We start from the raw sequence: 13,383 nt of genomic DNA, 5'->3' as shown, positions 1-13,383 counted from the left end.
TGCGCGCCCGGTTTTATAACCCGCTGATAGCTCGTTTCACGCAGGAAGACACGTACTGTGGAGACGGTCTGAACTTGTATGCGTATGTTGCTAACAATCCGATTCGATACGTAGACCCGAGTGGGTATGGTTGTGAGGATAAGGGACTTAATTATGAGACAAACCCTGATCATCCTATCAGAGTTTATAGGAATGTTGATCTTAGCAAATCAGAAGCAATATATGTGGCTGATCCAAGATTAGTGGTTGAAATGCCATTTATAGGAAAAAATGGATCTAGTATGAATTCTGAGGGTTGGTTAAGAGATCATAAGTATTTTTGGAAGGAACTGTTGGACAGATACCCTGAGGCATTTAGTGATAACAATAAAAAAATAATAGCCGGAAAGAACCCGTTTACTACAATGCCGACCAACGATGAAGTTTTTAGAACATATTTTCCACAATATGATGTGAAAGGATTAAGAGGGCAGGGATTAGTTCACCATCACGTAGGTGGTGGAGGACAGGCTGTACCTGTTCCTACTCCAATACACCCTGGTTCAGGGGGGATACACAATGTGGAGAAGAAACTTGGTATTTGGGGGAATGATTCTATGTATGCTGAACTATTACAAAAATTTATTAAGTAGGTGGACTGAAAAGATGATTATCAGATCAATGGAAAACTATTTTGACAGGTATATCACTACTTGGAAAGAGTTTAATGGAACTTTGCCTCAAACCTCTTGGTTGGGAGAAGAAGGACAGAGGTTGTATGTTGGTGAAAAAGATAAAGAAGGCTATATTAGCTGGCTGCCAACCAAAAAAGATGATATTACAAGTTTCCATTCTATTGAACAAAAGTTTAATATAAGATTTAATGAATCAGTAGAACAATATTATAACTCGTATTATTTCTTTCAAATAGCAGGTTGGATTAAGGAGTATAATATAAATCTTAATCCTGTCATCCCGGAGAGTGAACCGGAAACCTTTTTACAAAGACTTTCAAACTATATAGAGGAACATAATGGTGAAAATAATTATATTCCCATGGGGATAGAATCTAATGGTCTAGTAGTTGTGCTTAATAATATCTCAGGAGAAGTGTGTTTAGAGGACTTTGAAGCAGGAAGGTTTGAATCTTTAGGTTTAAGATTAGATGAATTAATTTTAAATTTGAGTTTTGGTAATTAATAGTATTTAGTATGAACTTAAGGAGTAAATTAATAATACTTCTTAAGTTCTTTCTTTTTCTATTCTGGAAAAATAAGAAAAAGTAAATCCATGGTGACATAATCCTCCTGACGGGACAATATAGCCAGATTCTGAACGCGTATATGTGTGACGCCTTTGGGAACATGCTGTCTGAAAGAGAAGAACGCAATAATAAATTTCCAATATAATGGATAAATTTAAGACGGACTCACGGGATATTACTATCTGCATGCCCGATTCTACAATCCGCTCATAGCGCGGTTCACGCAGGAAGATACGTATCGCGGAGACGGCCTGAACCTGAACCTATATGCATATGTCTCCAACAACCCGATCCGATATGTAGACCCGAGTGGGTATGCAAAAGCGGGAAGTAGAATTACACTTACTTTCTAAGCTCTCATTATTGCTTTAAAATGAGTGGGAAAAGTAGATTCACCGCAACGAACAGGACAAAAGAGATAGAACCCGAATACATACACGTACGATGCCTTCGAGAACATATTGTCTGAAAGAGAGCAGCACGGCAATCCGTTCCGTTATGCGGGAGAAATGCATGATACGCTGACGGGGCAATACTATCTGCGCGCCCGGTTCTATAACCCGCTGATTGCTCGGTTCACGCAGGAAGACACGTACCGTGGCGATGGCCTGAACCTATATGCATATGTCTCCAACAACCCGATCCGATATGTAGACCCGAGTGGGTATGTAAAAACAGGAACCCCAGCTTCTTGTGTGAATAAGGGTGTTAATTATGAGACAAGTCCGGACCATCCTATCAGAGTTTATAGAAATGCTGATCTTAGTAAATTAGTTGAAATGCCGTACGTAGGAAAAGGAAAACCGGATACTAATTCGGAAGGATGGTTACGAGATAATTCCTATTATTGGAATGAATTGTTGAAAAATCATCCGCAAGCATTTAATCAATCTAATATTGATAAAATTAATTTAGGGTTTTCTCCAAAAAATAATCCAACTTTTAGAAGTTACTTCACACAGTTTGATGTAGATGATCTTTATAATAACACTTTAATACATCATCATGTTGGTGGTGGGGGACAAGCTGATACGGTACCTTCAGGCCTACATCCTGGATCGGATGGTATACACAATGCTGAAAAGGCTATAGGTGCATGGGGCAATGACAGTACTTATGCTGAGTTATTAGAAAAATTTTTAAAAGAATAGGTGATTTATTAATGGAAATTCAAATATCGATGAGAAACTATTTTGAACTTAGATTGCAGCGTTATAATGAAGGTGTAAATTTTTTATTTACAACAGAATATAACCAGAAAGTTGCATCAATAATTTATCAAGGTGAAATTAATGATGATGGGGAAATTGGATGGAAGCCAGTGGTAAAGAATGAACTTCATAGTCTAGATACATTAGAGGAGAAATTTAATTGTAAATTCTATAGTTCGATATATGATTATTTTAATTCATATTGGTTTGCTGATTTAGATGGGTTCATTGATGGGCGTTATGTTAGTCTCGAGCCAGTTTTACCAGGAATGGAATTGAAATCGTTTGAAAAAAAACTGCAAGGTTACAAAAATAATCATAAAAACAAATTGGGATATGTGGTGATAGGAATAGAAGGTAATGGTTTGGTTGTTGTTGTGAATAATCACAATGGAAAGGTGGAATTAGAAGATTTTGAAAGAGGTGAATTTACAGTATTGTCAAATAACTTAGACGAGTTTATTTCTTCTTTAGAAATGAAAAAGTAATCCATACTTCGTTAGTAAGGTAACTTTTAAAAAAGTAAGAGACTTCGATGACCAGTGAAAATTACATATAACATCTTAGGAAAACGACAGGGAGTGAGCAAATGGAATTTGAGTTTCATATCACAGTGAATGATTTAACGTTTGAAGAGAAGGAAAGCTTTATTGAACTGTGTCAGGTGGAGCAAGTTAAACCGATTATGATCGTGCTGGATCAGGGTGAATACATCCATCAGCCGATGATTACAGGCTTAATACATAGTACTGATTTTGATGAAGTGAACAGCATCATTAAACAGATGGTCATAAGGCTCCAAGATAACGACTTTACAGTTGTACGAACAAAGGTAGAGGTTCCAGCGAAGGAAGAGAAGTATTTTCATCAGCGAATGGTTGCGCATTCCACCCCGTATTTTGAATGGCATGGCAAAGTACAGGTGGATGATGTAGAAAGATTAAAGGAGCTATGTGAAGGCGATGGTGGGCATATTTCAAGGAACTCGCTGAATGAGAATGGGAAAATTAGATTTGTTACGGTCAGAGAATATAATAGTTCTGAAAAATTCTACAGCAGAGTAGGGAAGATACATAATATCTTACAGCAGAACAAGATCGAACTGTTAAAACAGCAATATGAACTGTGCATCTACGACAGTCGGGAAGAACTGGATCGTGGATGGATCTAAACGAATGTTGAGTACGATGAGATGAATAGAGGAGGAGAACAGGTGTCTGGAAAAAATGTACAATTACATAGCTTGAATGAGGATGAAAGATTCATTGTTGTGTTAGAAGCTCTATTGAAGCGCGCTTCTCTGGTGAATAGTCCATTTGTATTAAAAGGAAGCTTATTGACAAGACAGTATTTGGAGAATCCCAATGTTCGTTATGTGGACGACATCGACTTTCTGTATACAGGTCGAATTGAGACTGAAGACCAGGCCAATGAAATATTTACAGACTGGATGATCCGGGTAACGGAGATGGACCTGAATGACGGTATCGTATTCCGAAGCTTTAGTGAGAATGCCTTCTGGCGCAGAATAGACTACGCGATGGCGGATGATTTTCCAACGGTGAACACGGAGCTTGCCTTTTATATTGATAGTGAACCAAGGAGCGAAAATGAGTATGAAGATGAGGATGAGCTGCATCTTGATATATCCTTTAACCTCGAATTGAATGAGAAGTCTATCGCTCTATCGTACCAACCTATGGTTGGAGAAGCTTTTGTCGTTCCTCACACCGTGCCACTCTCCATTCAAATAGCTTGGAAGCTGCATCAAACGATAGTGAGGCCCCGATTCAAAGACTTGTATGATTTGCAGCATCTGTTGTCAAACCCGTCATACGATAAACAGGCTCTGCAGGAGACACTACAGACCCTGGTCAACGAGTGCAATATAGACCCAGCAATTACAAGAGAGGATATGAAAAAGGTACTGGTTAACGATCTGCATGATGTGTATTCGAGGTTAAACTACGATTACGACCTGCAATATTATGCAGGAAGTCGCAGTCCTGAAGTGTACTTTATGGAGTTTGTTTCGGAGCTCCGCAAAACGATGAATCACGCCGGGATTAATAGTTACGCGTATGATCATTTACCAAGTTGTACTACGCACAAATAGAGCTTCTCATTTACAAGTAAGCTGAATCATTGTTTGTCTAACCGTAGATGAATTTGAAAGGAACACCCTATCTCCGATACAATGTTCTCATAGAGTCTGAGAGAATGGATCAAATACGGAGCAGAAATGGAGAAATACAATATGACTGAATTTATCAATGCTGACGATATTAATGACGTAATTTTGGCTGCGGCGGCTTCAGAATTGGAGCAGATGGTGGGCAAAATATGTGAACTGATCGGCACGCCTTTGGAACAGACAACGGAACTGGAGCGTCAGGTGATTGCTGCTTTTGGATTTGGCGCTGTATATGGCATAACCCATCGGGATCAACTCGCGGAGCCGCAGGCTCATGCACTGAGCATCCGTATGCTGATTAAACCGTTTAACTATAGTGAGCAGCAGGCTGTAGATTTTGCCGATGATCTGATCCGGGTGGCTTCAGACCGTGAGGTGCATCCCGTGATGAACACGATTATTCATCGTGGGATTGACGGACACCGCCAGTTCAATCAGGAAGATGATGAGGGACTCGCCCGCAACATTCAGGAGATTTTGGCAGCAGTACAACCGGAGAGAACCTGAAGAAGCAGAGCGTTCACCCTTTCATGTAGTGGTACAGACAGTATATGTCTAATGAATTGTTTAACTTGTTTGGGAGATGAGCGCAATGGATCTGATGAAATTAAGTAAAGAGCTCTCATACGCCTTGCGTCACGCCCCTTGGGAGTATGAGCTGGAGCTGGATGATGAGGGCTGGGTAGAGATTCCGCAATTGCTGGTGGCTTTACATGAGAGTCCACAGTGGAAGGAGGTCACGGAAGCAGATCTGGATCAGATGATTCAAGCTTCGGAGAAGAAGAGACATGAGATCAATTCTGGTCGCATCCGGGCATTATATGGTCATTCGACTCCGCAAAAGATATCCAAATCACCTGCCGATCCACCGGAGATACTCTATCATGGCACGCCACTGCGGTCGGTTGCTTCCATTATGGAGCAAGGTTTGCAGCCTCGGCAGAGGCAGTATGTACATCTGTCCGCAGATATCGATAACGCCAAACAGGTGGGAAGAAGACGTGATGACCAGCCGGTAATACTGAAAATTAATGCCGCTCAAGCGGTCAAGGACGGACTTCTCTTCTATCATGGGAATGAAAATATATGGCTGGCAGATCACATTCCGGCACGTTACATCGAGCAATAATCACGGTCTTGAAGTCCAAGCCGGCTGATTCTGGATGGCGAATAGTAGACCATTTCTAAGGAACTCAGGACGTCTTAATTCGCCTTTAGATGTTCTTTCTAATAAGTAAGGAATCTCAGACACGTTATTTCCTGAAATCCCTGTCAAAACCGCTGTAAACCGCTGTAAACCGCTGTTTATTCTGATATAGCGTGTCTCAGGTTTCTTAGATTTCCGCTGTCACTTCAAATCCCTGAATAAGACGCCTCCGATTCGTTAGTGCGCGCATGTTTGTACATTCAAGATACCATGCGCTGACACTTTCAGGTCGGCTTCCGTTTTCCGTGGGTTTGAAGACACGCGCTAGGATAAGTGATCTGTTAGCTTCCATATCGTGTTATAGTTCTTAGCTACACCAAAAGGGACACATCCAACCTTCGTTGGTGTGTCCCTTTTGGTTTTCCATTCTACTCTTCATTATTTATACATCAGAGAGAATTCGGATCAGGAAAGCTCTCATACTCAAAACTTACTTGCCCAAAATCGCTTTTACACCCTCGCTCAATGGCTGAGCCGGACGGCCAAGCAATGTCTCCAGTGTTTCACTCTCTACAGCCAGTGCGCCTTCACGGATGGCACCTTGCATATCTACGAGCATCGATACGACAAAGTCCGGTAGACCTGCACCTTTCATGATGTCAGCGTAAGCGGCATCGTCCACGTTTTGCACGTTGATTTCTTGTCCAAGCACTTCACCAACAATGGCAGCCAGTTCAGCTTGAGTACGCAGTTTGCCGGACAATTCATACATGGTATTCTCATGTCCTTCACCTGCAAGCACAGCTGCAGCAGCATGTGCATAATCACTGCGAGTAGCCCAGCCTACTTGACTGGAGTTAGTTGCATGCACCCAAGGAGCGCCTTGGGTAACTGCTTGTACGCTTCCTGCTTCATTCTCCAGGTACCAGTTGTTACGCAGGAAAGAATAAGGAATACCGGATTCGCGGATAGCCTGTTCTGTGGCGCGGTGTACTTCAGCCAGCGAAAGGGTGTTTTTCTCCGCATTCACAACGCTGGTATAAGCGATGAAGCCAACGTTTGCTTTCTTGGCAGCGTCCACAGCAGCTTCATGTTGGCGAATACGCGTTTCATTGTCACCATCCGTGGAGATCAGCAAGAGCCGATCTACCCCTGCAAATGCTTTTTCCAGCGTTTCGGGCTGATCGAAATCACCGTGACGAACGTCAACTCCTTGGGCACGCAATGCTTCAGCTTTCTCGGGGTTGCGTACACTTACTGCCAAATCCTTGGCAGAGTCCGTTTTTAACAATGCCTCTACGATCAGTGAACCCAAATGACCTGTTGCGCCAGTAACCAAAATTTTCATTTTTATTTCCTCCTCAGGGGTATGTTTGTATCGATATTCTGTGAAATGCCAATAGAAAAACGTATTGATGTAATCGTATTTGTTATAACAGGTGTGATTACAACAAAAGGTTTAAAAAAAGCTCGTAATGAGCTTTTTTTATTCAGAGACGTGAACCTGATCCATCATCTGCTGTATTGTTACACGATTCAAGCGCTGTTCCATGGCTGTCTGAGCCTCAATGAGTTCGGCACGCAAGGTGTGTTCAATCATATTGCCAACCGGACATTTCGGATTGGGATGTTTATGAAAGTTAAATAGTTCCCCATCCTCCACGACCTCAAGCGCTCGATATACATCGAGAAGGGTAATGTCCGCCGGGTCTTTCAACAAGGAAGCACCGCCCACACCTGGTCTTACGTCGATCAAGCCAGCCTGTTTAAGCTTGGACATAATCCGCCGGATAATCACGGGATTCGTATTCACACTCTGAGCGATAACATCTCCAGTGCATTCATTGGGCATAACAGCGATCAGGGACAGTGTATGAACAGCAATGGAAAAGCGACTGCTGATTTGTCTCATGGATGATCACCACCGTTGTAACCATAATAGTTACAAAATGATTTGTTGTCAAATCCTATTTTTATTTCCCTTGAGTGAAACCTGGCATGCTTTAAATAGTTTATAGCTGGCTTCTCTAAATGAGTATAACAACAGAAAATTAGAAAATTATGTTTTAATTGACAAATAAAAATAGAGTTATATAATCTGGCTAGATGCCTCGTTGTGAAATGAATTGCATTGGTTTGGAATAACTTTTATGAAGGGAGCCGGACATGATGTTTGCCAGATAAATCTGTTTTGATTTTCAAGTGGGTGATATGAATTCGTCTAACATCTTTAATTCAATTTTTTAGATCGGTTTCAATACTGCAAGCTTTATGACTCCAGATGAATAGGAACGACTTGTAGATGAGAGGAGCCATGTTCGTTTATGCTACTACGAATGCTGAGAAACGATATAACGAGAAAGAAAGGGATTACGGCTGCGTTATTTATTTTTGTACTGCTGGCCGCCTTGCTGGTATCTTCGGGTTCACGGATGATTATGGAACTGACGAGTTCCATCCAATATCTGTTCTCTGAATCCAAAACACCGCACTTTGTACAAATGCATGCGGGAGAACTCGATCAGGCCAAAGTGAACACGTGGGCCGAGGAAAATGCCATGGTCCAGCAGCATCAGATTGTGGAGATGATCAATATTGACGGCTCTAATTTGTTTCTCGGAGCAGAGTCCGAAAAGAACAGCGTCATGGACCTTGATTTTGTTACACAGAATCAAAGTTTCGACTATTTGCTGAATCTGGATAGTGAGATTATACAGGTTAACGATGGCGAGATCGCGGTACCGGTATATTACATGCAGCAAAACAAATTGAACTTGGGCGATCAGGTCCGGGTAGGTAATGGACAATTTGAGCGTTCCTATACGATTGTTGATTTTGTCCGTGATGCTCAGATGAATCCGTCGGTTGTCCATTCCAAACGTTTTATTGTGAGTTCAGGGAATTTGCAGGAACTGAAGCATAGCATCGGGGAGATGGAGTATCTTATTGAGTTCCGGTTGACTGATCCCGGACTGACGGGAGATTTCACCCAGGCTTACCAAAATGCAGGGCTTCCCAACGCCGGGCCGGTCGTACCCTACGGGCTGTTCCAGGTATTAAATGCCATGACCGACGGAGTCATTGCAGCCGTCATTATTCTGGTCAGTCTTGTACTGATCCTGATCGCGATGCTCTGCATCCGATTCACGATGCTGGCGACCATCGAAGAAGATTATCGTGAGATCAGTGTCATGAAAGCGATTGGTATCGCCGAGAAGGATATCAAGAGACTATATCTGATGAAGTATGTTTTTATGGCCGGATTAGCTTCTGTGCTGGGTTACATTGCATCCCTCGGCGTTAACAGACTATTCGTTTCAAACATTATGTTGTATATGGGAAAAGCACCTGCAACTCTGCTTCATTTTGCAATTCCTTTAGTGGCAGCCGGATTGATATTTACAATGGTGGTTCTGTTCTGCCAGACAGTGCTGCGGCGTTTTCGTTCTATCTCCGCGGTGGATGCTCTCCGTACAGGAAGCCTGGGAGACACACAGCTCATTAGAAATCGGCTTAGTTTGTCCCGCAATCGCTGGTCTTCCGTACCTGTCTTTCTTGGTCTGAAGGAAGTTATACAGCGAATAAAGATGTTCCGATTGTTATTATTCGTCTTTGTGGTCAGTTCATTTATCATGATTGTGCCGGTCAACTTCCTGAACACATTGCAGGCGCCAAGCTTTATTTCCTATATGGGTGTTGGACAAAGTGATATTCGCATTGACTTGAGGCACACAGACGATGTAGAGCAGCGTTACGCCAATCTGATTGCCCAGATCAAAAATGATAAAGACATCAAAACGTATTCCCCATTGGTAACAAGCCAGTTCAAGGTTCGGAATGCGGAGGGAAGTTATGACAATCTGAGTGTGGAAACCGGGGATTTCAGTATTTTTCCATTGTCCTATGTTAGCGGGAATGCACCAACAACCGAGAATGAAATTGCGCTATCCGATGCAAACAGCAGCGAGTTGGGCCTAAAGACAGGTGAGCAGCTTACCTTGTTGGTTAATGGAACGGATCAAGCAATGACTGTAAGTGGCATATACCAGGACGTTACGAATGGTGGGAAAACGGCGAAGGCTTTGTTGCCCTACAACAAGGATAGCGTTTTGTGGTACGTGGTCAGTCTGGACCTGAAAGATCGCGGGGTAATGGCTGCCAAAATTGCTGAATATGAGACTTCCTTCTCTCCAGCCAAAGTAACTGATCTTCAAGGTTATCTGGATCAGACGCTTGGAGGAACCATTCGGCAATTGAAATTGGTTACGATGCTGGCCTTGGTCATCGGTGTTTTCATATCCATTTTGATTACATCCCTGTTCCTTCAGATGTTAGTAGCCAAGGACAACAATGACATTGCTTTACTAAGAAGTCTCGGCTTCGCCTTGTCCAAGATCAAGTTGAAGTATGTCGTGATGTCACTTGTCATATTGATTGTTGGGGTTGTTGCTGGAACGATATTGTCCAATACGTTGGGCCCATTGCTGGTCAGTGGCATCATGTCGACGTTTGGTGCTTCGAATATTGTTTTTGTTGTTAACCCGCTACAGGCATATATTTTGTGTCCATTGCTGCTTGCAGGCACGATCGTACTGACGGCATGGATCAGCATACAATCGATCAAGGAAACTAGCATATCCAAAATGATTGTGGAGTAGGGAGGATTAACGATGATAACTATACTTGAAGCCAAAGAAGTGAATAAATCAGTAGCGATCGGCGAGAATGAAGAGCATAACATCCTGAAAGATATCAACCTTCAGTTAAAAAAGGGAGAGTTTGTTTCCGTCATGGGCCCATCCGGCTCAGGCAAGTCCACTTTACTGTACAACATCAGCGGCATGGATCAGATTAGTGCTGGCAGCGTCTATTTTAATGGCAAAAAAATATCAGCATTTCAGGAGAGAGACCTGGCAAGTCTGCGTCTGACCAAGATGGGGTTCATTTTTCAAAATATTCATCTGCTCAAAAATCTGAATCTGTTGGATAATATCGTACTTTCCGCGTATCTCGCCAAGAAAAGCAGCAGAGAAACGATCAATACACGGGCGATGTCGTTGATGAAAAAAATGGGGATTGACGGGCTGGCCCAGCATAACATCACCCAAGCCTCCGGAGGACAGCTGCAGCGGATCGACATTTGCCGTGCCCTTATTAATAATCCGGATATTCTATTCGGAGATGAACCGACGGGAGCTCTAAATTCCAAATCGACGTATGAAATTATGGATATTCTGGGCGATATTAATGCAGCAGGTACAACCATTCTGCTCGTAACCCATGATGTCAAAGTCGCTGCAAGATCGGAACGTGTGCTGTTTATGATGGACGGCAAGTTGGTTGCAGACAAAAATATCGGAAAATATGCAAGAGAACGTCAGGATCTGAAAGCAAGGGAAACCCATCTAGCGCAGTGGTTGACTGAAATGGGGTTCTAAAAAAAGAACTTCATGACTACAATAGACCGACAGTCGGTCGATGAATCGGAGGCCAGGATATGAGATTGATGAAAAACCCGGAAGAACGCAGAAACGAGATTTTGGATGCGGCCGAGATTCTGTTCGTGACCAAGGGATATACCAAAGCAACGGTCATGGATATCCTTCAGGCGTGCAACATTGCCAAGGGCACATTTTATTATTATTTTCAGTCCAAGGAAGAGGTTATGAACGGTATCGTCATGCGTTTTATTCTCAGTGGGGAGGCATCAGCCAAGCGCGTGGTATCCGATCCCCAACTGAACGCCCATGACAAAATTTTTCGAATCATGATGGCACAGAATCAGCCTGACGACAGAAAGCATGATCTCATCGAGCAATTGCACAGTATCCATAATGTGGAGATGCACCAAAAGAGTCTTGTAGAGACGGTGATTCGTTTAAGTCCCATCTTGGCCGAAGTGGTGGAGCAGGGCATTCAGGAAGGGGTATTTCATACACCTAACCCCAAGGAATCCATCGAATTTCTGCTCGTATCGTCTCAATTTTTGCTGGATCGAGGTATCTTTCAATGGGAGGAGGAAGAACTCCAAAAAAAGGTTGAAGCATTCACGCATATTATGGAACGTGTTCTGGGAGCAAAAGAAGGAAGCTTTGACTACATCACCCGTCTTTATTTTCCACATCAAGCTTAGCCAACAAAGGAGTACCATCCATGGAACATACCGTTCAAAAATCATTTAGGAAATTTCTGGTTGTATGGTTCGGTCAACTCATCTCCATGATTGGGATTGGACTTACGGCTTTCTCGCTGGGGGTGTATGCCTTCGAAAAAACGAATACGGCAACAAGTGTTGCGCTGATTACCTTGTTCACGTTCCTGCCGAACATCCTGCTTCGACCGATTGGAGGTGTACTGGCTGATCGGTTCGACCGTCGAACGATGATGATCATCGGCGACCTGGGGTCGGCTGCCGGTTTAATTTTTATTCTGTCCATTATGCTCACGGGTGATATCCAGTTATGGCATATCTATGTGGGAGTGGCCTTTAGTTCCGTGTTTTCCGCGCTGCAAAGCCCGGCATACAAGGCCTCTGCCACGGACTTGCTGGATAAAGATCAGTTTTCCAAAGGAAGCGGTCTTGTGCAACTGGCCGAATCTTCGAAGTTTCTGTTTTCGCCAATCATTGCGGGCATTCTGCTTAGTATAACAACCATTGAAGTCATTTTGGTCATTAATATTCTGACATTCCTTGTTGCCATTCTGGCTGTGCTGGTTATTCAGAAGAGCATGAAGGTAGAGCGAGAGGATAAAGACAACAAAAACTGGATGATCGATATTCAGGAGGGCTGGAGAGAAGTTGTAACCAATAAGGGAGTACTGCTGCTGGTCTTGATTATTTCTCTTGTCACCTTCTATCTGGGATTCCTGGAGACACTTATTGGCCCGATGCTCCTGTCTTTTACGGATGCAAAGACACTTGGAACGTTTCAGTCCGTTAGCGCCATCGGCATGTTGATCAGCAGCTTGTGTATCGGTATATTTACAATGACGAAGAAATACGCAAGTGTGCTTGTAATGGGTCTGATTTTGTGTGGCCTGTCCTTCTCGCTTATGGGGGTATCCACCAACATTTATTTTATTATCTTCGCAGGCTTTCTGTTCCTGTCATCGCTGCCGTTTGTTAACATGAGCGCAGATGTGCTGGTGCGTAACAATATCGCCAACGAAAAGCAGGGCAGGGTATGGGGCATCATTGGAATTCTGTCACAGCTCGGGTTCGTGATAGCGTATAGTTTGGCTGGATTTTTGGCCGACCATGTGTTTAATCCGCTGATGATGGAGGGCGGAGCACTGGCGTCTTCCGTTGGTCAGATCATTGGAACAGGGCCGGGAAGAGGTATAGCCTTGCTGTTCATCATTGCTGGTCTGTTCGTTATGTTGATCGGGCTTATTACATCCCGTTTGAAAATGATCAAATCGCTGGAGCAAAGTACCGACATCGCTCCACCGGATTCTGCCGGGTTGGCGCACGATTAATTCAGAATGAATGTATGACATATAAAGATCTCAACAGCGAAAGCCCTCGTCCGAAGCATGTGAGCGGTTCTGTATGAAGAACCAGGCAGACATGCTTTAAAGACGAGGG

General features: G+C 43.2%; 14 protein-coding genes and 2 pseudogenes. 14 read left to right on the top strand and 2 right to left on the bottom strand.

Translation table 11 applies throughout. The features are described from left to right. From AMS66_RS32715 to AMS66_RS13740, 10 genes and pseudogenes are all read left to right on the top strand, one after another. A partial coding sequence (locus tag AMS66_RS32715) for an RHS repeat-associated core domain-containing protein (protein WP_330219317.1) occupies positions 1-632 on the top strand: 632 nt, incomplete at its 5' end. Between the two features lie 13 nt (positions 633-645). Further along, a complete protein-coding gene (locus AMS66_RS13770; RefSeq protein ID WP_053781339.1) occupies positions 646-1,179 on the top strand; it encodes a SecY-interacting protein Syd in 534 nt (177 codons plus the stop codon). A gap of 240 nt (positions 1,180-1,419) precedes the next feature. After that, a pseudogene (locus AMS66_RS34690) lies at positions 1,420-1,596 on the top strand (RHS repeat-associated core domain-containing protein); the annotation flags it as partial. Positions 1,597-1,695: 99 nt separating this feature from the next. After that, positions 1,696-1,896, top strand: a pseudogene (locus tag AMS66_RS34685) (RHS repeat-associated core domain-containing protein); the annotation flags it as partial. A gap of 126 nt (positions 1,897-2,022) precedes the next feature. After that, the gene (locus AMS66_RS34680) at positions 2,023-2,394 is read left to right on the top strand and encodes a hypothetical protein (protein ID WP_053781613.1); all 372 of its coding nucleotides are present in this window, start codon (positions 2,023-2,025) and stop codon (positions 2,392-2,394) included. A gap of 29 nt (positions 2,395-2,423) precedes the next feature. Next, positions 2,424-2,942 carry a SecY-interacting protein Syd gene (locus AMS66_RS13760; protein ID WP_181014123.1) on the top strand — a complete coding sequence of 173 codons (519 nt, stop codon included), beginning with the start codon at positions 2,424-2,426 and terminating at the stop codon, positions 2,940-2,942. Positions 2,943-3,043: 101 nt separating this feature from the next. Beyond that, on the top strand, positions 3,044-3,625 hold the full coding sequence (locus AMS66_RS13755; protein ID WP_053781338.1) for a hypothetical protein: 582 nt from the start codon (positions 3,044-3,046) through the stop codon (positions 3,623-3,625). Positions 3,626-3,667: 42 nt separating this feature from the next. After that, complete coding sequence (locus AMS66_RS13750; RefSeq protein ID WP_236703380.1) at positions 3,668-4,570, top strand: nucleotidyl transferase AbiEii/AbiGii toxin family protein; 903 nt, start codon at positions 3,668-3,670, stop codon at positions 4,568-4,570. A 141-nt stretch (positions 4,571-4,711) separates the two neighbouring features. After that, positions 4,712-5,155 carry an Imm48 family immunity protein gene (gene imm48 / locus AMS66_RS13745; RefSeq protein WP_053781336.1) on the top strand — a complete coding sequence of 148 codons (444 nt, stop codon included), beginning with the start codon at positions 4,712-4,714 and terminating at the stop codon, positions 5,153-5,155. An 85-nt stretch (positions 5,156-5,240) separates the two neighbouring features. Next, positions 5,241-5,777 (top strand): RNA 2'-phosphotransferase, encoded by a 537-nt coding sequence (locus AMS66_RS13740; RefSeq protein WP_053781335.1) that lies wholly within the window; start codon positions 5,241-5,243, stop codon positions 5,775-5,777. Between the two features lie 508 nt (positions 5,778-6,285). Here the strand turns inward: AMS66_RS13740 and AMS66_RS13735 are convergent. Both AMS66_RS13735 and AMS66_RS13730 read right to left on the bottom strand, forming a co-directional pair. After that, positions 6,286-7,143, bottom strand: a complete 858-nt coding sequence (locus AMS66_RS13735; RefSeq protein ID WP_053781334.1) for an SDR family oxidoreductase — start codon at positions 7,141-7,143, stop codon at positions 6,286-6,288. Between the two features lie 138 nt (positions 7,144-7,281). Continuing rightward, positions 7,282-7,707: an Rrf2 family transcriptional regulator gene (locus AMS66_RS13730; protein ID WP_053781333.1), complete on the bottom strand. Its 426-nt coding sequence runs from the start codon at positions 7,705-7,707 to the stop codon at positions 7,282-7,284. Positions 7,708-8,119: 412 nt separating this feature from the next. Here AMS66_RS13730 and AMS66_RS13725 point away from each other — a divergent pair, with 412 nt between their 5' ends. The 4 genes from AMS66_RS13725 to AMS66_RS13710 are packed head-to-tail and all read left to right on the top strand — an operon-like array spanning position 8,120 to position 13,274. Further along, a complete protein-coding gene (locus AMS66_RS13725) occupies positions 8,120-10,453 on the top strand; it encodes an ABC transporter permease (protein ID WP_053781332.1) in 2,334 nt (777 codons plus the stop codon). Positions 10,454-10,465: 12 nt separating this feature from the next. Continuing rightward, on the top strand, positions 10,466-11,233 hold the full coding sequence (locus tag AMS66_RS13720) for an ABC transporter ATP-binding protein (protein WP_053781331.1): 768 nt from the start codon (positions 10,466-10,468) through the stop codon (positions 11,231-11,233). Positions 11,234-11,292: 59 nt separating this feature from the next. Then, on the top strand, positions 11,293-11,928 hold the full coding sequence (locus AMS66_RS13715) for a TetR/AcrR family transcriptional regulator (RefSeq protein WP_053781330.1): 636 nt from the start codon (positions 11,293-11,295) through the stop codon (positions 11,926-11,928). Between the two features lie 20 nt (positions 11,929-11,948). Continuing rightward, a complete protein-coding gene (locus AMS66_RS13710) occupies positions 11,949-13,274 on the top strand; it encodes an MFS transporter (protein WP_053781329.1) in 1,326 nt (441 codons plus the stop codon). Positions 13,275-13,383: the final 109 nt, after the last annotated feature.

Origin of the sequence: Paenibacillus xylanivorans (assembly GCF_001280595.1) — a bacterium.
Classification (GTDB): Bacteria; Bacillota; Bacilli; order Paenibacillales; family Paenibacillaceae; genus Paenibacillus; species Paenibacillus xylanivorans.
Note: the sequence above shows the minus strand (reverse complement) of the source record. Positions and strands in the feature narration are given on the sequence as shown.

Coding starts and splice junctions, on each gene's coding strand:
- imm48 (WP_053781336.1), top strand. CDS start 4,712: ATGACTGAATTTATCAATGCTGACGATATTAATGACGTAATTTTGGCT.
- AMS66_RS34680 (WP_053781613.1), top strand. CDS start 2,023: ATGCCGTACGTAGGAAAAGGAAAACCGGATACTAATTCGGAAGGATGG.
- AMS66_RS13715 (WP_053781330.1), top strand. CDS start 11,293: ATGAGATTGATGAAAAACCCGGAAGAACGCAGAAACGAGATTTTGGAT.
- AMS66_RS13740 (WP_053781335.1), top strand. CDS start 5,241: ATGGATCTGATGAAATTAAGTAAAGAGCTCTCATACGCCTTGCGTCAC.
- AMS66_RS13760 (WP_181014123.1), top strand. CDS start 2,424: ATGAGAAACTATTTTGAACTTAGATTGCAGCGTTATAATGAAGGTGTA.
- AMS66_RS13735 (WP_053781334.1), bottom strand. CDS start 7,143: ATGAAAATTTTGGTTACTGGCGCAACAGGTCATTTGGGTTCACTGATC.
- AMS66_RS13770 (WP_053781339.1), top strand. CDS start 646: ATGATTATCAGATCAATGGAAAACTATTTTGACAGGTATATCACTACT.
- AMS66_RS13755 (WP_053781338.1), top strand. CDS start 3,044: ATGGAATTTGAGTTTCATATCACAGTGAATGATTTAACGTTTGAAGAG.
- AMS66_RS13710 (WP_053781329.1), top strand. CDS start 11,949: ATGGAACATACCGTTCAAAAATCATTTAGGAAATTTCTGGTTGTATGG.
- AMS66_RS13725 (WP_053781332.1), top strand. CDS start 8,120: ATGCTACTACGAATGCTGAGAAACGATATAACGAGAAAGAAAGGGATT.
- AMS66_RS13730 (WP_053781333.1), bottom strand. CDS start 7,707: ATGAGACAAATCAGCAGTCGCTTTTCCATTGCTGTTCATACACTGTCC.
- AMS66_RS13720 (WP_053781331.1), top strand. CDS start 10,466: ATGATAACTATACTTGAAGCCAAAGAAGTGAATAAATCAGTAGCGATC.